The sequence below is a fragment of the bacterium genome, assembly GCA_026129405.1.
Taxonomy (GTDB): Bacteria; Desulfobacterota; Binatia; order DP-6; family DP-6; genus JAHCID01.
In genome coordinates, this window is the sequence record JAHCID010000001.1 from 637,013 (window position 1) to 658,368 (window position 21,356).

20 protein-coding genes and 1 pseudogene are annotated in these 21,356 nt (G+C 72.9%); 12 read left to right on the forward strand and 9 right to left on the reverse strand.

Going from position 1 to position 21,356, the window contains the following annotated elements:
• Window positions 1–38 precede the first annotated feature (38 nt).
• From KIT14_02930 to htpX, 5 genes are read left to right on the forward strand one after another with little or no spacing between them, the layout of a single operon-like run.
• Window positions 39–1,508: a PLP-dependent aminotransferase family protein gene (locus KIT14_02930; GenBank protein MCW5889485.1), complete on the forward strand. Its 1,470-nt coding sequence runs from the start codon at window positions 39–41 to the stop codon at window positions 1,506–1,508.
• A gap of 44 nt (window positions 1,509–1,552) precedes the next feature.
• Complete coding sequence (locus tag KIT14_02935) at window positions 1,553–2,626, forward strand: aminotransferase class V-fold PLP-dependent enzyme (protein ID MCW5889486.1); 1,074 nt, start codon at window positions 1,553–1,555, stop codon at window positions 2,624–2,626.
• Window positions 2,623–3,351: a phosphocholine cytidylyltransferase family protein gene (locus KIT14_02940; protein MCW5889487.1), complete on the forward strand. Its 729-nt coding sequence runs from the start codon at window positions 2,623–2,625 to the stop codon at window positions 3,349–3,351. Before KIT14_02935 ends, KIT14_02940 begins: the two co-directional genes overlap by 4 nt.
• Entirely contained in the window at window positions 3,348–4,469 is a 1,122-nt protein-coding gene (locus KIT14_02945) for a CDP-alcohol phosphatidyltransferase family protein (protein MCW5889488.1), read from the forward strand. The genes KIT14_02940 and KIT14_02945 overlap by 4 nt, the downstream gene beginning before the upstream one ends.
• Window positions 4,470–4,514: 45 nt before the next feature.
• Complete coding sequence (gene htpX, locus KIT14_02950; protein ID MCW5889489.1) at window positions 4,515–5,408, forward strand: protease HtpX; 894 nt, start codon at window positions 4,515–4,517, stop codon at window positions 5,406–5,408.
• 158 nt (window positions 5,409–5,566) lie between these two features.
• Here htpX and KIT14_02955 read toward each other — a convergent pair.
• From KIT14_02955 to KIT14_02980, 6 genes and pseudogenes are all read right to left on the reverse strand, one after another.
• Window positions 5,567–5,833 (reverse strand): annotated as a pseudogene (locus KIT14_02955) (hypothetical protein).
• A gap of 48 nt (window positions 5,834–5,881) precedes the next feature.
• Window positions 5,882–6,883, reverse strand: a complete 1,002-nt coding sequence (locus tag KIT14_02960) for an aldo/keto reductase (protein ID MCW5889490.1) — start codon at window positions 6,881–6,883, stop codon at window positions 5,882–5,884.
• Between the two features lie 23 nt (window positions 6,884–6,906).
• Entirely contained in the window at window positions 6,907–7,890 is a 984-nt protein-coding gene (locus KIT14_02965) for a flippase-like domain-containing protein (GenBank protein ID MCW5889491.1), read from the reverse strand.
• Between the two features lie 40 nt (window positions 7,891–7,930).
• Window positions 7,931–8,947: a Gfo/Idh/MocA family oxidoreductase gene (locus KIT14_02970; GenBank protein ID MCW5889492.1), complete on the reverse strand. Its 1,017-nt coding sequence runs from the start codon at window positions 8,945–8,947 to the stop codon at window positions 7,931–7,933.
• A complete protein-coding gene (locus KIT14_02975) occupies window positions 8,838–9,854 on the reverse strand; it encodes a glycosyltransferase family 2 protein (GenBank protein MCW5889493.1) in 1,017 nt (338 codons plus the stop codon). The genes KIT14_02970 and KIT14_02975 overlap by 110 nt, the downstream gene beginning before the upstream one ends.
• Window positions 9,854–10,939 (reverse strand): DegT/DnrJ/EryC1/StrS family aminotransferase, encoded by a 1,086-nt coding sequence (locus KIT14_02980; GenBank protein MCW5889494.1) that lies wholly within the window; start codon window positions 10,937–10,939, stop codon window positions 9,854–9,856. The genes KIT14_02975 and KIT14_02980 overlap by 1 nt, the downstream gene beginning before the upstream one ends.
• Before the next feature lie 157 nt (window positions 10,940–11,096).
• Between KIT14_02980 and KIT14_02985 the strand changes: the two genes are divergently transcribed.
• Both KIT14_02985 and KIT14_02990 read left to right on the forward strand, forming a co-directional pair.
• Entirely contained in the window at window positions 11,097–12,812 is a 1,716-nt protein-coding gene (locus KIT14_02985) for a glycosyltransferase family 39 protein (GenBank protein MCW5889495.1), read from the forward strand.
• A complete protein-coding gene (locus KIT14_02990; GenBank protein ID MCW5889496.1) occupies window positions 12,773–14,044 on the forward strand; it encodes a BamA/TamA family outer membrane protein in 1,272 nt (423 codons plus the stop codon). The genes KIT14_02985 and KIT14_02990 overlap by 40 nt, the downstream gene beginning before the upstream one ends.
• Here KIT14_02990 and KIT14_02995 read toward each other — a convergent pair.
• The gene (locus KIT14_02995; GenBank protein MCW5889497.1) at window positions 13,940–15,712 is read right to left on the reverse strand and encodes a glycosyltransferase family 39 protein; all 1,773 of its coding nucleotides are present in this window, start codon (window positions 15,710–15,712) and stop codon (window positions 13,940–13,942) included. The two genes, KIT14_02990 and KIT14_02995, sit on opposite strands and share 105 nt — an antisense overlap.
• Window positions 15,713–15,771: 59 nt before the next feature.
• On the opposite strand from KIT14_02995, the gene KIT14_03000 reads away from it, so the two are divergent.
• Complete coding sequence (locus tag KIT14_03000) at window positions 15,772–16,428, forward strand: class I SAM-dependent methyltransferase (GenBank protein ID MCW5889498.1); 657 nt, start codon at window positions 15,772–15,774, stop codon at window positions 16,426–16,428.
• A 39-nt stretch (window positions 16,429–16,467) separates the two neighbouring features.
• The gene (eno, locus tag KIT14_03005) at window positions 16,468–17,739 is read left to right on the forward strand and encodes a phosphopyruvate hydratase (protein MCW5889499.1); all 1,272 of its coding nucleotides are present in this window, start codon (window positions 16,468–16,470) and stop codon (window positions 17,737–17,739) included.
• Between the two features lie 15 nt (window positions 17,740–17,754).
• Here the strand turns inward: eno and KIT14_03010 are convergent, their stop codons facing one another.
• Complete coding sequence (locus tag KIT14_03010) at window positions 17,755–18,570, reverse strand: lipo-like protein (protein ID MCW5889500.1); 816 nt, start codon at window positions 18,568–18,570, stop codon at window positions 17,755–17,757.
• 2 nt (window positions 18,571–18,572) lie between these two features.
• On the opposite strand from KIT14_03010, the gene KIT14_03015 reads away from it, so the two are divergent.
• From KIT14_03015 to KIT14_03025, 3 genes are all read left to right on the forward strand, one after another.
• Window positions 18,573–19,274, forward strand: a complete 702-nt coding sequence (locus KIT14_03015; protein MCW5889501.1) for an A/G-specific adenine glycosylase — start codon at window positions 18,573–18,575, stop codon at window positions 19,272–19,274.
• A gap of 102 nt (window positions 19,275–19,376) precedes the next feature.
• The gene (locus KIT14_03020; GenBank protein ID MCW5889502.1) at window positions 19,377–19,799 is read left to right on the forward strand and encodes a VOC family protein; all 423 of its coding nucleotides are present in this window, start codon (window positions 19,377–19,379) and stop codon (window positions 19,797–19,799) included.
• 53 nt (window positions 19,800–19,852) lie between these two features.
• The gene (locus KIT14_03025; GenBank protein ID MCW5889503.1) at window positions 19,853–20,905 is read left to right on the forward strand and encodes an NAD(P)-dependent alcohol dehydrogenase; all 1,053 of its coding nucleotides are present in this window, start codon (window positions 19,853–19,855) and stop codon (window positions 20,903–20,905) included.
• Window positions 20,906–20,923: 18 nt separating this feature from the next.
• On the opposite strand, the gene KIT14_03030 is transcribed toward KIT14_03025, so the two are convergent.
• Window positions 20,924–21,178, reverse strand: coding sequence for a hypothetical protein (locus tag KIT14_03030; GenBank protein MCW5889504.1), 255 nt, complete (start codon window positions 21,176–21,178; stop codon window positions 20,924–20,926).
• Between the last annotated feature and the right edge of the window lie 178 nt (window positions 21,179–21,356).

Consider the following 21,356-nt stretch of genomic DNA (forward strand, 5'->3'; position numbering starts at 1 on the left):
TCTTCCCATGGGGCCATTGGCGTGCGACCGTGGCGCCCATGGCGACCGCCGCGAACATCCTCGGCGTGCCGGCGCTCGAGCGGACCGAGGCCGCGTCGCTGCAGACGCAGCTCTACGCGGCCCTGCGCGAGGCGATCCTGGCGCGCCGGCTGCGGCCGGGCACGCGCCTGCCGTCGTCGCGCACGCTGGCGGCGGACGTCGGCGTCGGGCGCAACACCGTCGTCGGCGCCTTCGCGCAGCTGCTCGCCGAGGGCTACGTCACGGCGCGCGTCGGCGACGGCACGCGCGTCGCGCCGCTCACGCCCGAGAGCCTGCTCGAGGCGCCGCGTCCACGGGTCGCGCGAGCGCCCGCCGGTCGCGCCGCGGCGCTGTCGCGGCGCGGCGCGGTGCTGGCGACGACGCCGCGGGGCGGTCCGTTCCCCGACGGCACGCCGTTCATGCCGGGCTGCCCGGCGGCCGAAGCCTTCCCGCTCGACGCCTGGGCGCGCGTGGTCGCCCGCCACGCGCGCCGGCGGCCGCGCAGCGGCATGGGCTACGGGGCGTCGGCGGGCTACCCGCCGCTGCGCGAGGCGATCGCGACCTACGTCGGCGCGGCGCGCGGCGTCGTCGCCGAGCCGTCGCAGGTGATCGTCGTCGCGGGCGCGCAGGCGGGCATCGACCTGGCCGCACGGCTCCTCGTCGACCCCGGCGATCCGGTCTGGATGGAGGACCCGGGCTATCCCGGGGCCCGCGCCGCGCTGCTCGCCGCCGGTGCGCGGCCGGTCCCCGTCCCGGTCGACGCGGAGGGCCTCGATCCCGAGGCCGGCACGCGCCGCAGCCCCGACGCGCGCGTCGTCTATCTGACGCCGTCGCACCAGTACCCGCTCGGCATGGTGATGTCGCTGCCCCGTCGCCTGGCGCTGCTGGAGCGCGCGGCGCGCACCGGCACGTGGATCCTGGAGGACGACTACGACGGCGAGTATCGCTTCTCGGGGCGTCCACTCGCCGCCCTGCAGGGGCTCGACCCGACGCGCGTGGTCTTCGTCGGCACCTTCAGCAAGACGATGTTTCCGGCGCTGCGCGCCGGCTGGCTGGTGGTGCCGCCGGAGCTGGTGCCGGCGTTCGAGAACGCGATCCGGCACACCGGCCACTCGGTGCCGGTGCCGCTCCAGGCGGCGCTGGCCGAGTTCGTCGCCGGCGGCCAGCTCGCCGCCCACATCCGCCGCATGCGGACGCTGTACGCCGCGCGCCAGGATCGACTCGTGCGGGCGGCGCGGCGACGGCTCGGCGACCGTCTCGTCGTCGAGCCGACCGAAGCCGGGATGCAGCTCGCGGCGCTGCTGCCGGCCGGCGCCGACGACCGTGCGCTGTCGCAGGCGGCGTACGAGGCGGGGGTCGTCGCGGCGCCGCTGTCGGCCTTCTACGACGGGCGCCCGCGGCGGCGCGGCTTCCTGCTCGGCTTCTCGGGCATCCGCGAGCGCGACATCGACCGCGGCGTCGAGCGCCTGGGGCGCGTGCTGGGCTGCTAGCCGGTGGCGCGCCCAGGCCCCCGATGCTAGGCAGCCGAGGCTCGATGATCCTCCTCAACCCCGGCCCGGTGAACGTGTCGCCGCGCGTGACCGCGGCGCTCGGGCGCGGCGACCTCTGTCATCGCGAGCCCGAGTGCGCCGCGCTGCTGGGCGCCGTGCGCGAGAAGCTCCTGCGTGCCTTCGCGCCCGCCGGCGGCTTCGCGGCGACGCTGGTGACCGGCTCGGGCACGGCCGCGGTCGAGACCGCGGTGTCGAGCGTCTGCTCGCCGAAGGGCCGCCTCGTCGTCGTCGCCAACGGCGTCTACGGCGAGCGCATGGCGCGCATGGCCGAGGCGCAGCGCATCGCCCATACCGTCGTCGAAGGGCCGTGGACGTCGCCGCCCGACCTCGGCGCGGTCGAGACGGCCCTGCGCGCCCCCGACGTCGAGGCCGTCGCCGTCGTGCACCACGAGACCACGACCGGCCTGCGCACGCCGGTCGGCGAGGTGGGACGGCTCGCGCGCCGCTACGGCAAGCTCTGCCTCGTCGACGCCGTGAGCGGGCTCGGCGGCGATCCGCTCGATCTCGAGGCCGACGGCGTCGATGTCGTCGTCGGCACCTCGGGCAAATGCGTCCAGGCCTTCCCCGGCATCGGCGTCGTGCTCGTGCGCGACGCCGTGCTGGAGCGCCTCGTCGCCTACCCGCCGCGCAGCCTCTATCTCTCGCTCGCGACCTACGCCCGCACGCCGATGCCGTTCACGCCGGCGGTGCAGGTCGCGTACGCGCTCGACGAGGCGCTGGACGAGCTGCTGGACGAGACCGTCGCCGGCCGCCAGGCGCGCTACGCCGCGGCGGCGGGCATCGTGCGCAACGGCTGCGAGGGGCTCGGACTCGAGATCGTCCTGCCGCCCGCCCTGCGCTCGAACACCATCACCTCGCTGCGGCTGCCGCCGGGCGTGACCTACGCGGCGCTGCACGACGGCCTCAAGGCGCGCGGCTTCGTCATCTACGAAGGCCAGGGCTGGTTCGCCCGCGAGGCGTTCCGGGTGGCCAACATGGGAGCGCTCGCGGCGGCCGACTTCGAGCGCTTCGTCGGCGCGCTCGGCGAGGTGCTGGCGGGCGCACGGAGGAGCGGATGACGGCGATCATCCTCGCGGCCGGCGTCGGCAAGCGGCTGCTCGAGGCCTCCGGCGGACGGCCCAAGTGTCTGTTGCAGGTCGGGGGGAAGAGCCTCCTCCGTCGCCTGCTCGAAGGGCTGGCGGCCGCGGGTGTGCGCGACGCGGTGGTGGTGGCGGGGTTCGGCGCCGAACACGTCGCCGCCGCGCTCGCCGATCCAGTGCCCGGCCTGTCCGTCGAGGTGGTCGTCAACGACCGCTTCCGCGAGGGCGCGATCCTCTCGCTGTGGACGGCGCGCGAGTGGCTGGACCGGCCCGTGCTCGTGATGGACGCCGACGTCCTCTGCTCGGTGACCATGCTGCGCCGTCTCGTCGGCTCCGCCCACCCGAACTGCTTCCTCATGGACGCGAGCCAGGAGAACACCGGCGAGGAGCAGATGCTCTGCGTGCGCGCCGGCCGCGTGCACAACATCGTACGCGGCGGCGAGCCCGGCTGGGAGCTGATGGGCGAGTCGATCGGCTTCCTGCGCCTCGACGCCGACGCCGCCCGTCTGCTCGGCGACCTCCTCGGCGCCCGCGTCGCCGCCGGCGACACCGGCATCGAGCACGAGGAGGTCTACCCGGCGCTGATGGCGCGCGTGCCGATCGGCGTCGAGCGCGTCGACGGCATGCCGTGGATCGAGATCGACTTCCCGGACGACGTCGCCCGCGCCGAGCGCGAGATCCTGCCGCGCGTCGGGGAGTCGTGATCCGGGAGGCGTTCATCCTCACCGCGCCGGGCGACGCGGCCTGCCGCATCGCCGGCATCCCCCTGCTGCTGCGCACGATCCTCGTCCTCCAGCGTGCCGGCATCGAGCGTTGCACCGTCGTCGGCGAGACGCCTCCCCCGCACGACCCGCGCATCCGCTGCACGGTCACCCGGGCGCCGGTACTGGCTGCGCCCGCCGACGCGGAGCCGCGGCTCCTCGTCGGCGCGGGCAGCGTGCTCGACGAGACGCTCGTGCGCGACCTCCAGGCGCGCGCGGCGGCGGGCGACGTCGTCGAGGTGCAGGCCGGCGGCGCGCGCGTGCGGGTCGCACCCGGTACGGCGTTGGCCGCGAACGGCGTCGCGCCGCGCCCGCCCTGGACCGGCATCCTGCGGCCGGCGTCGGGCCATCGGGCCGCCACCGAGCGCGCGCTGCTGCGCGGCCTCGAGAACCCGCGCGACGGCTACCTCGATCGCGTCCTGCACCGGCGCTTCTCGCGCCCGGTGACGGCGCTGCTGCTGCACACGCCGCTCACCCCGAACGCGGTCACGGTGCTCGGCGTCCTGCTCGGCGTCGCCGGGGGGCTGGCGCTCGCCCTCCCCGGCCCGCTCGCGGTGATCGCCTGCGTGCTCGGGATCGTCGCGTCCGGGGTTCTCGACTGCTCCGACGGCGAGCTGGCCCGGCTGCGCTTCAGCGAGAGCCGGCTGGGGCATGCCCTCGACGTCGCCGGCGACACCCTCGTCCACCTGGCCCTCCTCGGCGGCATCGCCATGCGGCTCGGCGCCCAGGGGGCCCTGCCGGATCAGCGCTGGCTGGTGGCGCTGGGGCTCGGCGTCCTGGGCGCGTTCGTCGTCATCACCGCCTGCGAGGTGACGGAGGACCGCCGGCATCGCGGCGGTGGTTGGCAGAACCGCATCATCGACGGGGTCCTGTCGCCCCTGACGACGCGCGACTGGTACGTCTTTCCCCTCGCCTTCGCCCTGCTCGGACGCCTCGACCTGCTCGTCCCGGCGGCGGCGGTGGGAGCCCACGTCTTCTGGTTGGTGACCCTGGTGCTCCTGGCCGGGGCGCTCCGGCCCGCTGCGACGAAAGGTCGCGCCCCCCACTCGTCCGCGGAGTGAATCGTAGCTATCCTGGGACGTCTCAACCGACCGAAGGAGATCTCGATGGCGAAGCGCATCGTCCTCTTCCTGGCCGTGAACCTGCTCGTCATGATCACCATCTCGGTGATCCTGAACGTGCTCGGGATCCGGCCCTACCTCACGGCCCAGGGCATAGACTACAACTCGCTCCTGGCGTTCTGCCTCGTCTGGGGCATGGGCGGAGCGTTCATCTCGCTCGGCCTCTCGCGCATCCTGGCCAAGCACGCCATGGGCGTGCAGGTCATCGACCCGAGCACCGCCGATCCCGGCGCACAGCAGCTGCTCCAGACGGTGCATCGTCTGGCGCAGGGCGCGGGCATCCCGATGCCCGAGGTCGGCGTCTACGAGGCCGACGAGCCGAACGCGTTCGCGACCGGCCCGACCAAGAGCCGCTCCCTGGTGGCCGTCTCGACCGGTCTCCTCCGCCGCATGGACCGCGCCGAGGTCGAGGGCGTCCTCGGCCACGAGGTCTCCCACATCGCCAACGGCGACATGGTGACGATGACGCTCCTCCAGGGCGTCGTGAACGCCTTCGTGATGTTCCTCGCCCGCGTCATCGCCTGGGGCGTCGCCAACGCCACCCGTCGCGACGACAACGAGAACATCTCCTACGGTCTCTTCTTCGTCGTGCAGATCGTGCTCGAGATCGCCTTCATGATTCTCGGCTCGATCGTCGTCGCCTGGTTCTCGCGCATGCGCGAGTTCCGCGCCGACGCCGGCGGCGCCCGCCTGGCGGGCCGTCAGAGCATGATCGACGCCCTCGAGGCCCTGCGCCGCAACGTCGACATCACCGAGCCGGCCGACGCCCAGCCGGCGCTCGCGGCGCTGAAGATCAGCAGCCCCGGCAAGCTCATGAAGCTCTTCGCGACGCATCCGCCCCTCGAGGAGCGGATCGCCCGCCTCCGCTCCGCGGCGTAACCGGCGTTGCGTCTTGCGCGCCGGCTCTCGCGGGGGCCGGTGCGCGCGGGGTGGGGGCTCCTCACGCCGCCGCGCGCGCCGAGGCAGGCGGATGGTGAACGTCGTCCCCTCTCCGCGCGCGCTCCGGAGCCGCACCGTGCCGCCGAGCTGCCGCACGAAACGCGCACGATGTAGAGCCCGAGCCCCGTGCCGCCGGTTCGCCGCCCGACCCCGTCGGCGCTCTGCCGGAACGCCTCGAAGATCGCCTCCTGATCCTCCGGGGCGATGCCGACGCCGGTGTCGGTGATCTCGAGCACGACGGCATCCTCCTCGACGCCGACCTGTGCGCGGACGAAGCCGCGCTCGGTGAACTTGAGGGCGTTGTGGCGAAGGGGGACGCCACGGGGGCGGCGGCCTCGGCGGTGTCCCGGCCGGTCGTCATTCAGATCTGGGCCGAAATCGCGGCGGCAAGCCCGTTGTCGATTGCAAGCGCGTCAGGACCAGGGAAGGCTGGCGCGCGTCTTCCAGTAGCGCTCCGGCGGCTCCGCGGCCGCGCGCAGGTCGTCGGCGGTGGCGGCGTCGAGCGGCCGCTCCACGGCGTCCCGGTGCGACGCCAGCTGCTCGGGCGTCGCGGCGCCGGAGAGCACGACGTCGACGAACGGATGGCGCAACGCCCAGGCGATCGCGAGCTGATCCACGCCCATGGTCGCGGCGGCGGCGACCGTGGCGAGCCGGGCGACGAGGGCGGCGTCGGCGGGGCGCGCGTTGGTCGCGGTGAGACGGCCGTTGGCGTGCACCTCCTTCACGATGACGCCGAGCCCGGCTGCGTGCGCGGCGGCGAGCTGCGGGGCGAGCGAGGGCTCGAGGAGGTTGAACGTGGCCTGCACGACGTCGAACACGCGGCGCCCGCCGGCGCCCGCGGCCAGCGCCCGCGCCAGGGTCGCGGCCGACGTGGGGCCGCTCAGCGTGAGGCCGACCGCGCGGTACACGCCCGCGGCGCGCGCGTCGCACAGCGCCTCCCGCAGCGCCTGGTCGTCGAGCACGCCCGACTCCAGCGTCGCGCTGTGGATCTCGTAGAGGTCGAGCCAGGCGCCGAGGTGCGTGCGGCTCTCGGCGAGCTGCGCGCGGAAGCGGGCGAGCGACAGCTCCTTCTCCTCGTGGACCACGGCGTCGATCGTCCAGCCGGCGGTGTAGCGATATCCCCACTTGCTGCCGACCGTGAGCGCGCCGGGCGCCACGCCGCGCGCGCGCAGCCAGGCGCCGAGGAACTCCTCGGCGCGCCCATAGCTGCGTGCGGCGTCGACGTAGCGCACGCCGGCGGCGCGGGCGGCGTCGAGCATGGCGAAGCAGCGCGCGCGCAGGTCGTCGGGGGTGCGTGCGGCACCGAGGTCGCGGTCGCGGCCGAGCGTGATGTAGCCGGGGCGGCCGATGGCGGCGAGCCCGATCCCGAGCGGGGTGACCACGAGGCCGGTGTCGCCGAGCGTGCGCGTCTCCACGACGCGAGAGGATAGGCGGGCGCTCAGGCCGGGTTCAACGCCCGTCCGCGGCCCGCGATGCGGCCGAGATAGACGAGGCCGAGCCCGTCGAAGACGAGCTCGCGGGCGCGCTTCAGGACCCACAGCGCGGCGGCTTCGGGCTCGGGCATGCCGAGCAGGCTGCCCAGCCAGACGCCGCCCAGCTCCTGCGTGCCGATCGCGCCCGGAACGATGATCGCCGCCGCGCGGATCGGCTGCGCGAGGGTCTCGATGATGAGCGCGTCGAGCCACGAGATGGGATGGCCGAGCAGCGCGCACATGAGGTGCACCTCGAAGACGCCGGTCAGCCAGCCGGCGAGGAACCACAGGCTCGCGGCGACGAACGCGGTGCTCCCGCCCTGGTAGAACTCGGCGAGCCGCGCGTCGAGCGCGGTCGCCCCGTGCTCCAGCCGTGCGACGAAGCCCGCACGCGGGACGAGCCGCCGCAGCCAGCGCCAGGTCGCGGCCGCGGGCCCGCGGCGTTGCATCCACACGAGTCCGAGCGTGAAGACGATCGACAGTACGCCCAGCACCGTCAGCCAGCCGGCGGCGAGGGCGCCGTAGCCGAGGCGGTAGAGGATCGCGCCCACGCCGATCGCGGTGAACAGGCTCTGCGACGCGATCAGCGCCGTCTTCGCGATCACCACGGACGCCATGCCCGCGGACGACGGCACGCCCCACGTGCGCAGCATCCACGCCTTCACCGGCTCGCCGCCGAGGGCGGCGGTCGGCGTGACGCTGTTCACCGCCTCGCCCGACAGCCGCGTCAGGTAGAGCGCATGGAACGGCACGCGCCGGCGCGCGGCCGGGTCGAGCGTCTGCCGCCAGCCCAGCGCGTCGAAGATGCTGATGATCGCGTAGGGCAGGAGGATCAGCGGGCTCCACCAGCCGAGGCCGCGCAGGCGGTCCCAGACCGCCGCGAAACCCGCGTGGTAGAGGACGAAGGCGAGGAGCGCCGTCCCGACGGCGACGCCGATGACCGTGCGCATCCGGACGCGGGGCGGCGTCCGGTGCGGCGGCGCGGGGTGGCTAGACGCGGCCGCCGCGGATGGCTGCACGATCCGCCGTCTCCAGCGCCTCGACGACGCGGAGCGAGCGGGCGCCGCTGGTCAGCGGCTCGGTGCCCGTGCGCACGCACTCGACGAAGTGCTCGGCCGCCAGCCCCAGGGGCTCGGCGCCGGTTGGAATCTCGAGGGCGCGTCCCGCGAAGTTGGTGATCGGCACGATCGGTGCGGAGCCGGCGCTCGTCGCCGGGGCCGTGCGATCGATGGTGTAGTCGAACAGCGTGACGGCGCGCTTCTCGAAGCGCCCCTCGTACGCGAGCATGCGCTCGCTGCCGATGACGAAGACCTTCGCCGTCTTCTCCGGGTGGAGCCACGAGAGGTAGACGTGCGCCGAGACGCCGCCCTCGAGCTCGAGGTCGCACACCGCCATGTCGGCGACGCCGGGCTGGAGATACGTGTGCAGGTGCATCTGCAGGCGCGCCACCGGCCGCGGCACCAGATGGAAGAGGATCGACAGGTCGTGCGGCGCGGAGTTCCACCACACGTTCGAGTCGCGGCGGATGCGGCCCATGCCGAGGCGCTCGAAGGAGAGGTGCCAGACGTCGCCGAGCACGCCCTCGTCGACGAGCTTCTTCATCTCGCGGACCATCGGGTCGTAGAGGAACGTCTCGTCGACGAAGAGGATGGTGCCGGCGGCCTTTGCCGCGTCGACCAGCTCGCGGCCATCGGCCGCGGTCAGCGCGAGCGGCTTCTCGACCCAGACGTGCTTGCCGGCGCGCAGCGCGGCGAGCGCCATGGCGTGGTGCTTCGAGGGCGGCGTCGCGACCACGACGGTGTCGACGTCGGAACGCGCGAGGAGCGCGGCGTAGTCGGACGTCGTTTCGACGTCGGGATGATCCTTGCGCGCCGCTTCGAGCAGCGCGGGATCGAGATCACAGACCGCGGCGACCCGTGCCGAAGGCAGCTTGCGGAAGGTGCGGAGCAGGTTCTTGCCCCAGTACCCCACGCCCGCGATCGCGATGCTCGGCTGCCGAACTGCCATCCAGAACCCTCCTGATACGGAACACCCCGGCCTCCCGGGCCTGCACGAAGCGAAGCACGTTGTGGCGCACCGCCGTCGCCACCGCCGCGCCGAACGCCGCGAGCACGGCCGGCGCGAGGCGCAGCCGGAAGGCTGCGAATGCCGCGCCGACGGAGAGCAGCGCCGCGCCGACGCCGGCGAAGCTCGCCGTCGTACGCCCCGCCGGCCGCCGCCGGCACAGGAACGGCAGCGACGGGAGGTCGCGCAGCACGACCAGCACCCGCGAGAAGCCGTAGTGCGACTGCCCGGAGCCGCGCGGGCGGTCGCGCGTCTCGATCTCGGCGACGCGTGTGCCGTCGACGCCGAGGATTGCCGGCAGGAAGCGGTTGAACCCGCGCGGCAGCTGCACGCCTTCGAGCCAGCGGCGCCGGTACGCCTTCAGCCCGCAGCCGCAGTCGTAGGCGGGCACGCGCGTCGCCAGCACGATCAGCCGGTTCGCGACCCACGACGGCAGGACGCGCAGGAAGAAGCCCTCCTCGCGGTGCAGCCGCCGGCCGCTCGCGACGTCGTAGCCCTCGTCGAGCTTCGCGAGCAGCTTCGGGATGTCGTGCGGGTCGTTCTGGCCGTCGCCGTCGAGGGTGACGACGACCTCGCCGCGCGCCACCGAGAAGCCCGCGCACAGCGCCGATGCTTCGCCGAAGTTGCCGTCGAGGTCGACGACGCGCAGGTGCGGGTTCTGCGCCGTGAGCGCCCGGAGGCGCGGCAGCGTCTCGTCGCGGCTCCCGTCGTTGACGAAGAGCAGCTCCCAGGGCCGGCCGAGCCGTGTCGCCACGGCGGTGAGCTCGTCGTGCAGCGGCACGACGTTGCCCTCCTCGTTGTAGACGGGAACGACGATCGAGAGCGCGGGCCGCGGTGCGGCGTCGGGCATCAGTCGAAGAACCGTGCCGTCGCGTCCGCCACGTGCTCGACCTCGGCGTCGGTGAGGTCCGGGTGCACGGGAAGCGAGAGGATCTCGCGGGCGACCTGCTCGCTGCGCGGCAGGGCGGAGCCGACGCCGAAGGCGTTCTCCCAGGCGGGCTGGCGGTGGATCGGAACCGGATAGTGGATGCCGGTCTCGACGCCCGCGTTCTCGAGATGCCGGCGGAGGGCTTCGCGCCGCTGCGTGCGCACGACGTACTGGTGGAAGACGTGCGTGCGCCGGGCGTCGGCGGGCGGGACGACGATCCGCCCGCGCAGGCGCTCGGAGTAGTGGGCGGCGATGGCCTGGCGGCGCGCGTTGCGCACGTCGAGCAGACGGAGCTTCGCGCGCAGCATGCCGGCGTGCAGCTCGTCGAGCCGGCTGTTGCCGCCGTAGAACGCGTGCTCGTTCTTCTTCACCTGGCCATGCGTGCCGAGCAGCTTGATGCGGGCGGCGAGCTCACCGTCGTCGGTGCTGACGAAACCCGCGTCGCCGTAGGCGGCGAGGTTCTTCACGACACCGAGGCTGAAGGCGCCGGCGACGCCGAAGCCGCCGACGCGCTTGCCGTCGAGCGTCGCGCCGTGCGCGTGCGAACAGTCCTCGACGAGCTTCAGGTTGCGCTGGCGGGCGATCTCGAGGAGCGGCGCCATGTCGACCGGGAAGCCGTACATGTGGACGACGAGGATGCCCCGCGTGCGCGGCCCGATGCGCGTCGCCAGGTCGTCGACGTCGGGGCCGAGATCCTCGAGGCGGACGTCGGTCGCGACCGGGCGTACCCCGGCGTCGTGCAGCGCCTCCACGGCGGCCATGAACGCGTTGGCCTGGATCAGCACTTCGTCGCCGGCGCCGAAGCCGGCGGCACGCACGGCGAAGCGCAGCGCGTCCGTGCCGGAGGCGACGCCGCGCACGTAGCGCACGCCGAGATAGTCGGCCATCTCGGCTTCGAAGGACTTCTGCTCCTCGCCGTTCAGGAGCTGCATCCGTTCGAGCACGCGTTCACAGGCCGCCAGCAGCTCTTCCCGCTGGGCCTCGAACTCACGCGTGAGCTCGATCATCCGGACGCGTGAGGGCCGTTCGGCCCGCGCTAGCGCCTCCATGCGATCGTTCGCTCCTCCAAAGGAATTCGCGTATCCCTACCGGTCGTCCCTGGGTTGCGCAAGGCGGTTCCGGACTTGCGTTGACTTTCGTTCGCGGCTCCCTAAAGAGCGCTGCGTGGGGGCGCGGGAGGACGTGGAGCAGCCGGGGCGAATCGCCGCGGCGCTCATCGCGCTCACCACGGCCGCGGTGCTCGCGCTGCACCTCGATCGGCCGGCGTTCTTCGACAACGAGGGACGGTATGCCGAGGTCGCTCGCGAGATGCTGCTGCGTGGCGACTTCGTCACGCCGACGATGGACTGGACGCTGTTCCTCAACAAGCCGCCGCTCGCCTACTGGACGACGGCGCTCGCGTTCTCGTTCGTCGGCTTCACCGAGTGGGCGCGCCTCTCGACGATCGCCGTCGCCATGGTCACCGTCTATTGGACCTGTCGCCTCGGCGCGCGCATCTGGAGCGTGACCACCGGCCTGTGGGCCGGGGCGATCCTCGCGACGACGATCGGCTTCGCGCTCGAAGCCCGCACGCTGCGTCCCGACTCGTTCATCATCGTGTCGACCGTCGGTGCGATCCTCTTCTGGCATCGCGCGGAGTACGGACCGGCCGCGGCGCGCACGCGCAACCTGGTCGCGCTCTACGGGCTGCTCGGCGTCGGGGTTCTCGCGAAGGGGCTGGTGCCGATCGTCGTCGCGGGGATTCCCATCGGCGTCGTGATGCTGCGCGAGCACGGGCTCGCGGCCATCCGGCGGATGCGTCCCGGGCTCGGGCTCGCGGTGCTCGCGCTCGTCGTGCTGCCCTGGCACGTGCTGGTCGCGCTCGAGCATCCGGGGTTCGCCTGGGACTACGTCGTCAACCAGCACCTCCTGTTCTTCCTCGACAAGAAGTTCCCGCGCGATTCCGAGGGCGACCCGCTGCCGTTCTTCTGGGCGGCGTTCCTCTTTCGCGCAGCGCCCTGGATCCTGGTCGTGCCGTTCACGCTGCCGGAGGCGTGGCGCGGGCTGCGCCGCGGCGATCCGGCGGCGCGCGGTGCCGTCCTCGCCTGGGTCTGGCTCGCGGGCGTCGTCGGGTTCTTCTCGCTGCCGCCGTCGCGGCTCGAGCACTACAGCCTTCCCGCGCTGCCGGCCGTCGCGCTGCTCGCGGCGCACGCGCTGGAACGGCTGCGGACGGGTGCGGTCGGCTCGGCGCCGTGGTGGTGGCTCGGTCTCGTCGCGGCGCTGCTCACCGGGGCAGGGCTGACCGGCCTGGTCGCGGGCACGTCGTTGCTCTCCAGGGTGTACTGGATCACGCAGGTGCCGGACTTCCTGCCGCTGGTGGTCCCGGCGGCGCTCGCGGCCAGCGCCGGCGGACTGGTCCTCGCGACGGCGGTCCGCCGCCGCCGCCCGCGGCTGGTCGCGGCCGGGTTCGCGCTCGTCGGCGTGCCGCTGGCGGCCATCGTGCTCCGGGCGCAGGCGGTGGCGGAGCCGCTTTTCTCGTGGAAGCCGGTCGGGCAGGTGGTGCGGGAGCATGTTCCCGAGGCGGTTCCGGTCGTGTTCGAGTCGCCGGAGGAGTATCAGATCGTCGGTGGGCTGGTATTCTACAGCGGCCGTCGCATCGAGATGCTCGAGCCGCCGGGATTCGTCCCGCCGACGTACCTGGAGGGCAAGACCGAAGAGATGTTCCTGCGCCGCGCCGATTTCGACCGTCGCTGGCAGAGCGGCGAGCGGCTCGTGTTCGTGAGCGACTCGCAGAAGCGTCGCGATCGACCCGACGGGTTGGTTCCCGCACCGTTCCACGTCCTCGCCCGTTTTGGTGACCGATGGATCCTCGCCAACTACCCGGTACCCGCGGCCTCCTGACAGCCTGCGCGCTCGCGCTGCTCGCCGCGCTCGCGACCTCGGCGACCGCGTTCGAGCTGCCGTGGACGCCGCCCGGGGTCGAGAAGACCAGCTTCGTCCCCGTGCCCGAGATCATCCTCGATCCGAACGAGGGCAACACCTACGGCCTGATGGGCGTGTGGCTCCTTCTCGACGAGAAGGACGAGATCAAATACATGCTCGCGCCCGACGTCCGCTACAACGAGACGAAGGGCGTCTTCCCGACCCTCCGTCTCTTCGGGTACCCGAGCGACACGCGGCGCTACTCCCTCGCCGTCGGCAAGTCGACGACGATCGACGAGAACTACGAGTTCGAGTACGCGGATCGCGGCCTGTGGGAGAAGCGCGCCTTCTTCCTCGCGAAGGCGGGCTACGAGCGCGACTCGACCGAGCGTTTCTACGGCTTCGGCAACACGTCGCGTGAAGACGACGAGTCGAACTACACCGGCGAGGAGTTCCTCGCCGACGCCACGCCCGGCTTCTGGATCGTCCCCACCGTCAACGTCTCCTACCGCATGCGCATCCGACGCTACGCGGTGGCGCACGGCCAGGTCGACGGCGTGCCGTTCATCGACGCGCCCCGCTTCCGGCGCAACCCGCGCACCGACGTTCGCGCGCGCGGCCTCGACGCCGGCGTGTATTGGGCGCACAAGCTCGCCGTCGCCTACGACACGCGCGACTCGATCGACCTGCCGACGCAGGGCGCGCTGTCGCAGATCTACGTCGACGCCGCCGACCGTACGCTCGGCAGCAAGACGTCGTACATGAAGTTCGGCTTCGAGACGCGCGGCTTCATCCCGCTGCGCGGCGAGAAGCGCAACCCGATCATCGCGCTGCGCGCGCTCGCCGACTACGTGTCGGGCCCGAAGGACACGCCGTTCTGGGAGCGCAGCAGCCTGGGCGGCCGGCGCACGCTGCGCGGCTACGGCGGCGACCGCTTCATCGGCTTCAACCGCTCGCTCGGCACCGCCGAGCTGCGGACGCGGGTCTATCAGCGGCGGCTCTTCGGCGTGAAGGCCGAGCTCGAGCTCGCGCCGTTCGTCGAGGCCGGGCAGGTGTGGAAGGGGGTCACGAACAGCCCGGTCGACGACCTGCACTGGGTGTACGGGCTAGGGTTCCGCGGCATCGTCGCGCCGCAGATCGTCGCCTTCGTCGACGTCGGGCAGGGGACGGAGGGTATGTCCATCTTCACCGGGATCGACTACCCGTTCTGACGGCTCGGGTGCCGGCACGAGACCCTTCGGCCGGACGACGAAGAGCGCGAGGCTGCCGCGGCTGGCGTCGCGCGCGTCGCTGACCAGCAGCGGGCGCAACGGCCGCCCTGCGCGATCGCGCCAGCGCTGCCATTCGTCCTCCCACAGGAGGAGATAGCTGGGGTCGTCGGTCGCCTCGCCCCAGCGCTGCACCGGCCGCGGCGCGTAGAAGCGCATCCCCGGGTCGGGCTTGTAGAAGGCGTGCAGCGTGGCGGCGGGCGGCACGCGGCGGTCGATCTGGCGCATGAACGCGGCGAGGCTGCGCGTCCGGGCGACCGGCGGGTGCACGAAGGCGTCGAACGCCATCGTCCAGCCGAGCGCCAGCACGGCGAGGATGGTGACGACGCGACGCCAGTCCGCCGCCCGCGCGGCGCGCGCGAGAAAGACGCTCGCGATGCCGGCCGCGATCGCGAGCGGCCCCAACAGGGAGCCGACGGCGGAGATCGCATCCTCGACCACGTCGGCGCCGATCGCGTCGCGCGGATCGAGCCACGGACGGAACGGCGCGACGACGTCGACACCCGCCGCGAGCGCGACCACCGCCGCGGCGAGCACGAGCAGCACGGGCGCGTAGAGCGCCGTCGTGAAGCGCAGTGCCGTCGCCACGCGCCCCGTCGGCGGCGGCCCCGCGAGCGCCGCACCGACGAGCAGCGCGAACGCGGGGAACGCGGGCAGCAGGTAGACGCTGCGCTTCGCGTCGGCGAGCGAGAAGAAGACGAGCGTCACGACCGCCCACGCGAGCGCGAACGCCGCGGCCCGGGCCGCCGGCGTGTCGCCCCGGCGCGGCGGCACCGCGGCGAGCGGCAGCAGCGGGGTCCATGGCAGGAGGCCGACGAGGCCGAGCAGCGGGAGGTAGAGGATGCCGTGCGCGTGGCCGGTCTTGGCGTCGTCGGTGTCGATGAAGCGGAGCCAGTTCTCCTTCGCGACCACCTCGAAGAAGGCGGCCCCGTACTTCATCAGCGCGGCGCCGTACCAGAGCGCCGCGACCGCGCCGGCGACGCCGAGCACGTGGATCGGGCGCAGCCACGCGAGCAGCGAACGGTCCCGGCGCACGGCCATGAGCGCGCCGATCGCGAGCGCCGGAAGCGCGAGCCCCACGGGACCCTTCGCGAGCGCGGCCAACGCGGCGCCGGCGGTGGCGAGCACGAGCGGCCCGCGCCCGCGGCGGACGAGCGCGAGCGTGAAGCCGGCGAACGTGATCGCGAGGGCGCCGCCGAGGACCATGTCGACGCGGGCCGAGGTCGCCGCACGCACCCACTCGAACGACGTCGCCAGGACGGCGGCCGCCGGCAGCGCGGCAGCGGGACCGAAGGCCGCCCGCGCGGCGGTCCACGTCGCCGCGACGCCGGCCGTCGCGGCGATCGCGGACGGCAGGCGCAGCGCTAACTCGGCGCGCTCCGGCAGCACGGCCAGCGCGACGGCCCCGAGCCAGTAGTAGAGCGGCGGCTTGCGGGCGAGGTCGCCGTCGGGTCGGGCGGGCACGAGCCATTCGCCCGTCCGCTGCATCTCCTGGACCACCATCCCCTCGCGGGGCTCGCCGCGGGTATAGAAGGGGACCTCGCCGACGCCCGTCAGGTAGAGCATCAGGCAGACGCCGACCAGCAGCATTCCCTCGCGGCGGGCGCTCATGCCGCAGGGCCCCACGCTGGACGCGGTGCCCCGCGGAGCGGTAGGGTCCGCGATCCCGCATGGCCCGCCCGGATGCGCCGACCTATGACGCCCATTGGGGTTACCGGACGCTCGACGCCGAACGCTACGAGCGCCGCCGGTACGGCAGCCCCCTGCGGCGCTGGAACCTGCGCATGCTCGAGCGCACGCTGGCCCGCGCGCTCGAGGGCGTGACCCCCGGCGGGCTGGTGCTCGACGCGCCCTGCGGCACGGGCATCCTGGCGCCGTTCCTGCGCAGCCGCGGCTTCCGCGTCGTCGGCGCCGACATCTCGCCGAACATGCTCGCGGTGGCGCGCGGACGCGCGCAGCCGGTCGACGTCCTGCTCGGCGACGTCGAGCTGCTGCCGGTGCGTGCGAAGAGCGTCGACGCCGTGGTCGTGAGCCGCTTCCTGATGCACCTGCCGCCGGACCGCCGCGTCGCGGTGCTGCGCACGTTCGCGGCGGCCACGCGCGGCCCCGTGATCGGAATGGTCTGCCATCCCTACACGTTCAAGACGATGTCGCGCGCCGTGCGCCGCTTCCTGGGGCTCACGAAGAAGACCACCAACCGTCTCACCCGCAAGCAGCTCGAAGCCGAGGTGGCCGCCGCCGGCCTGCGGCTCGAGCGCGTGCTCGGCGTCAGCCCCGGGTTCTCGGAGAAGTGGATCATCGTGGTCCGCACCGCGGGCCCGCAGTAAACCGTCCAGTCCTTCAGTCGGCAACAGGAGTCGCTCCCCATGGCCAAGATCGAGTCTGTTCGTGCCCGCGAGATCCTCGATTCCCGCGGCTTCCCCACCGTCGAGGCGACGGTCTCTCTCGCGGGCGGCGCGATCGCCGGCGCGGCGGTCCCGTCGGGCGCCTCGACCGGCGAGCGCGAGGCGGTGGAGCTGCGCGACGGCGATCCCAAGCGCTATGCCGGCAAGGGCGTCGCGAAGGCGGTCGCCAACGTCAACGGCGCGATCGCGCCGGCGCTCGCGGGCCTGGAGGCCGATCAGAACCTCGTCGACGCGAAGATGATCGCGCTCGACGGCACGGAGAACAAGGCGAAGCTCGGCGCCAACGCGCTGCTCGCCGTGTCGCTGGCGACGGCGCGTGCGGCGGCGATCGCCGCCGGCCAACCGCTCTACCGCTTCATGGGCGGCGCCGACGCGACGCTGCTTCCCGTCCCGCTGATGAACGTCATCAACGGCGGCAAGCACGCCGACAACAACATCGACTTCCAGGAGTTCATGATCGTCCCCCACGGCGCGCCGACGTTCGCCGAGGCGGTCCGCTGGGGCGTCGAGGTCTACCACGTCCTCAAGAAGGCGCTGGTGAAGAAGAACCTCGTCACCGCGGTCGGCGACGAGGGCGGCTTCGCGCCCGCGCTCGAGGGCCACGAGCAGGCGCTCGATCTGCTGGTCGGTGCGATCCGCGACGCCGGCTTCGAGCCCGGGCGCGACGTCGCGCTGGCGCTCGACTGCGCCTCGAGCGAGCTGTGGCAGGACGGCGGCTACGTCTTCCACAAGGCCGGCGGCCCGGCGAAGACGCCGGCCGATCTCGTCGCGCTCTTCGAGGCGTGGTGCGGCAAGTACCCGATCGTCTCGATCGAGGACGGCGTCGGCGAGAACGACAAGCAGGGCTGGAAGCTCCTCACCGAGAAGCTCGGCAAGACGGTGCAGCTCGTCGGCGACGATCTCTTCTGCACCAACGACAAGATCCTCGCCGCGGGCATCGCCGACGGCATCGCCAACTCGATCCTCATCAAGGTGAACCAGATCGGCACGCTCACCGAGACGCGCGCGACCATGGCCCGCGCCACCCGCGCCGGCTACACGAACGTCGTCTCGCACCGCTCCGGCGAGACCGAGGACGCCTTCATCGCCGACCTCGCGGTCGCGACCAACGCGGGCCAGATCAAGACCGGTGCGCCGGCGCGCAGCGAGCGGACGGCGAAGTACAACCGGTTGCTGGTGATCGCCGAGGAGCTGGGAGGGAAGGCGCGCTATGCGTCGCCGTTCGTGCGCTAGGACGGTCGGGTGCGCTCACGCCCAGCGGATGCGCCGGTAGTCGAACCGCGTCTCGATCGCCCCCAGCTTCACGATCGCGAAGTACGGCGACAGGTCGAAGTCGCGCGGCGTGATCAGCTGGGGGCGGTTGCGGTGGAACAACGCCGGGTAGGGCGCGCGGCGGAGGCCGAGGCGGTGCAGCCAGCCGTCGGGCGACGGACCGTCGACGGGCGTCACTTGCGGCAGGATCGGATAGCCGACGTTCTGCAGCGCGCGCGCGATCATCGACGAGCAGATCACTTCCTTGGTGAGCTGATTGCCCATTTCGAGGGCCCGACGGCGGAAGCGGCTCGGGATCAGCGAGACGGGGAAGAAGTAGCGCGCGAGCTCGAGGAAGTTGTCGACGTCGTAGCGCTCGCCGAGCTGCGCGATGAGCTCGTCGACGACCCGCTGCCGGTGCTCGTCGCTGAGACCGACCGGGCGACAGATGCGCAGGTTCAGGTGCACGTACTTGGTGACCGGCGACGCGATGACGCCGCTCTCCATGAGCGCTTCGACCATGAGGTGCCGCGCGTCGGCGCCGTATTGCAGCTCGAGCTCCGCGCGCCGGCTCGGGAAGCGCTTCCACAGCTCGTCGCCGACGTAGAGCGCCGCGTGCGACCACGAGCTTTGCGTCATGTACTTGATGACCTGGCTGACGCGCTGATCGCCGTCGACGAGGATGACGTCGCCCTTGTGCGCCGTCGCCCGCAGCTGCTCGGCGTTGGTCGGCAGGATGCGCAGGTAGGTGCGTCGCGGCTTGGTGAGGTGCCGCGCGGCCCACTCGATCAACCCGTCGCGAAGCCGACCCATCGATGGCCCGTAGTGTAACGCGTCGCCGAGCGAGTCCCCAGCGCAAACCCGTTGCGCTCTCGGATACGGCGAAGGCGTTCCGTCGCCGGCTCCTGCGCTGGTACGGCCGCCACAAGCGCGACCTCCCCTGGCGCGGCTCGACCGATCCCTACGCGGTGCTGGTCTCGGAGATCATGCTCCAGCAAACCCAGGTCGTCCGGGTAGCCGAGTATTTCCCGCGCTTTCTGGCGGCCTATCCGACCCTCGAGGACCTCGCCGCCGCCCCCGCCGACGCCGTGCGCGACAGCTGGGCCGGCCTCGGCTACTACGCCCGCGCGCGGAATCTCCACGCCGCAGCGCAGCACGTGGTCGCGGAGCTGGACGGCGTGTTCCCGTCGGAGGCGCGCGACCTGCGACGCCTGCCCGGCATCGGGCGCTACACCGCCGCGGCGGTGGCGAGCCTCGCGTTCGGCCGCGACGTGGCGACGGTCGACACCAACATCGACCGCGTCATCGGTCGCGTGTTCCGCGTGCGCGGGAAGGCGAAGTCGTCGCGGCGCGCGAAGCGCATCTGGGGGTTGGCCGAGGCGCTGGTGCCGCGCGGGCGGTCGTCGGACTGGAACCAGGCACTGATGGACCTCGGGGCGACCGTCTGCGTGGCGCGCGCGCCCCGCTGCCCGGCGTGCCCGGTGCGACGGGCGTGCGGGACGGCGGCGGTGGAGTGACGCCTGCCGCCGACGGCGTGCAGGGCCGCGACGGCATCGGGCCGGCCGCGACGTCGCCGTCTCCGTCCGCATCGCCGAGAGGGCCCATGCTACCCTCATCCCATGCACCCCCACGTCACCCTCATCACGCTCGCCGTCGACGACCTCGAGCGCGCCGTCGGCTTCTACCGCGACGGCCTCGGTCTCCCGACGAAGGGGATCGTCGGCACCGAGATCGAAAACGGTGCCGCGGCGTTCTTCGAGCTCCACGCCGGGCTGCGGCTCGGGCTGTGGCCGCGGCGGAGCCTGGCCGCCGACACCGGCCTGCCCGTCGGGCCGCGGAGCGCGACGGAGTTCTCGATCGCGCACAACGTCGACTCGCAGGCGGAGGTCGACGCGGTGATGGCGCAGGCGGAGCGCGCCGGGGCGCGCGTCGTCACGCCGGCGCGGGCGACGTTCTACGGCGGCTACGCCGGCTACTTCCAGGATCCGGACGGACACCTCTGGGAAGTCGCGTTCAACCCCGACCTCGCGTCGCTCGGCTGAATTCGGCCCCGATCCGATTGCCTCTTTCCGGAGGATCGGTATGCAGAACCATCATGCGCGCCGCTCGGATGCACGCCTACGACCAGCCCCTCGTGCTCGAAGACGTGCCGATCCCGGATCTCGCCGCCGACGAGGTGCTGGTGAAGGTCGGCGCCGCGGGCATGTGCCGCACCGACGTGCAGCTCGTCGACGGCTACTTCCGGAAGTATGCCGAGATGACGTTCCCGGTGACGCCCGGGCACGAGATCGCCGGCACGGTGGAGAAGGTCGGCAGCCTGGTGAAGGGGTTCCAGGAGGGGGCTCAGGTGGTCGTCGTCGGCGGCTGGGGCGACGAGACGTGCCGCCACTGCCATCGCGGCGACACGCACATCTGCGCGCACGGGCGCTGGCCCGGCTTCGGTCCGTACGGCGGCTACGGCGAGTACGTGCCGGTCCCCGCGCGCTACGCGATCGAGGTCGATGCGCGCTTCGGTCTTTCGGCCGAGGAGCTCGCGCCGCTCACCGACGCCGGTCTCACGCCCTATCGCGGCATCAAGAAGCTGCGCGACGCCGGGGCGCTCGGGCCGAATCGCGTCCTCGCCGTGTTCGGCGTCGGCGGGCTGGGCTCGTACGCCGTGCAGTACGCGAAGCTGCTCGGCGGCGGCGCCACCGTCGTCGCCTTCGCGCGCAACGAGGAGAAGCTCGCCATCGCCCGGGATTTCGGCGCCGATCACGTCGTCGGCACGCGGGGGCGGTCGCTCGACGACGTGCGCAGGGAGCTGACCCGGCTGGCGGGGCAGGGCGAGGTCGACGCGGTGATCGACTGCGCCGGCGCGACGGAGATGCTGCAGCTCGGGTTCGGCCTGCTCGCCATCGCCGGCCACTACGCATCGGTCGGGCTCGTCGGCGATCGCATCGACATACCGCTCTTCCCGTTCGTCGCGCGCGAGTACACCTACCACGGCTCGTTCTGGGGCAACTACAACGACCTCGCCGAGGTGGTCGCACTCGCGCGGCAGGGGAAGGTCCGGCACGCGGTGAAGGTCATCCGCTTCGAGGACATCAACGCGAACCTCGAGCTGCTCCGCACCGGCGCCGTCGTCGGTCGCGCCGTCGTCAAGTACTGAGCGCCGCCGGCGGGGCGGTCACAGCAGCGCCCGGATGCGCTGGTAGCCCCGCTGGATCTCTTCGAGGAGGAGTCGGGTCGCGGCGCCGACGTCACCGGCGGCGTGGCCTGCCTCGCGCCCGACGACGGCCGTCTCGGCGCGCAGATGCTCCCAGCGCTTCTCGAGCGCCTCCCACTCGTCGCGGGCGTCGGCCTTCGCCAGATGCAGGCGGACGCGCAGCTCGTCCCGCTGCGTCTTCAGCTGCTCCACGATCTTCGCAAGCTCTCCGGCCATGACGGTCCTCCTTCCACTCGATCCGCGAAGCCAGCGGCGTGCCATCGAGAAGACGCCGCCGCGCCGGGGCTGCGTGGCAGGCGCGCGACGCTGCGAGCGGCGCCGTCCGACGGCTGGGAATACCCGCTCGCATCAGAGGGAGCCTGGACAGCGGCGCGAAGGCTGGTACGACCACGCT